This is a genomic window from Stenotrophomonas geniculata ATCC 19374 = JCM 13324 (assembly GCF_001431625.1).
Lineage (GTDB): Bacteria > Pseudomonadota > Gammaproteobacteria > Xanthomonadales > Xanthomonadaceae > Stenotrophomonas > Stenotrophomonas geniculata.
In genome coordinates, this window is the sequence record NZ_LLXT01000031.1 from 1 (window position 1) to 1,284 (window position 1,284).

At 62.2% G+C, this 1,284-nt stretch carries 1 protein-coding gene; it reads right to left on the reverse strand.

Annotated elements, in window-relative coordinates; all coding sequences use genetic code 11:
- A partial coding sequence (locus ARC63_RS01895) for an IS110 family transposase (protein ID WP_057502386.1) occupies positions 1–890 on the reverse strand: 890 nt, incomplete at its 3' end.
- Positions 891–1,284 lie beyond the last annotated feature (394 nt).

The following is a 1,284-nucleotide window of genomic DNA, read 5'->3' on the forward strand; positions in this document are numbered from 1 at the left end:
CCCCAGGCGATCCTGGCCAGCTTCCTTGCCAGAATGTTGAAGACGGCGGTGCTGGGGTGACCGCGTTTTGCCAGCTCGTCGTAGAGCGGTTGCCCCCGGCGACACCGCTTGAGCCCCATTGCAGCCATGTAGAGCATCTGGCGCAGCATCGGTGCGCCCTGTTTGGACAGCCGACGTCGTCCAGTTCTGCCGCCAGACTCGTTGGGCCGGGGATCCAGGCCGGTGCAGGCAATCCATGCGTTGGCGTTGGCCAACGGCCAGCGCGTCATGTAGTAAATCAGGTGGGACGCGACGGCAGGGCCGATACCCGGGATGGTCAGCAGGCGCTTGTAGAGCGCGCCATGCTCTCCATCGCGGCCCAAGCGCTGCAGTTCGCTTTCCAGCTCCGACAGCGTCCCAGCCAGAGCGCAGAACAGATCAGACAGCTCCCCAGGGTCACTTTTGCTTACCCCGAAGGATTGCTCCAGGCGCGCGCGCGTCTCCACCAGCGCTCGCCGCTTGCGCAGCAAATCGTGCATCTGTTGCTGCTCGTCGGTACGCGGTACGTATTCACGCAGGCGGTCGCTCTCCTTCTTCACATAGCGGGCGATCGCTTGGGCGTCCATGGCGTCTGTCTTGCCACGCGAGCCCGTCGCCCGGGCATAGTTCTTGATCAGCCGTGGATCGATTACATAGACAACGTGGCCCGCCTGGCCAGCCATCCGAGCCAACAACTCGTAGTACCGCCCCGTCGCTTCCATTCCAATCCGGCATCGCTGGGGCAAGGTTTTGAGCCACTTGGCTATCCCGGCCCGGGTGTTGGCGACCCTGTCACCGGCCTTGCGGTCGGCCACCGCCGGCACGAACTCCTTGGAGTCCACGTCCACGCCAATATCGAGAGAATCAGACATTTGTACGGCTCCCAGCTATCTTTAAAGGGCTGGGGTGGTACCGCACCGACGTTAGCTTGCCTACATCGACGATCCCCTTTGGGGGCCGTACGATCCTTTATCGACGTTCGTGTGCGGGATGGGGATCGCTCGACTCGTCTGTCGGCTGGTATCCGCAGATGCATGCTTGACGGTCCCTCCACCCTGGCTCCTACATACCGCGTAGGAGCCGGGAGGAACATACAAGCCATGCTCGACTGCTGTTTGCCAGGAGCCGTCGAGCATGGCTCGACTCTACATGGCAGGCGTGTGAAATGTTATATGATTACATTTCATCCGCACCCTTCCACCCCCATGAAGACCTCCACGCTGGTGGCCGCCCTCGCGGCCGCTCCGCTTGCACCCGAACCTCTAG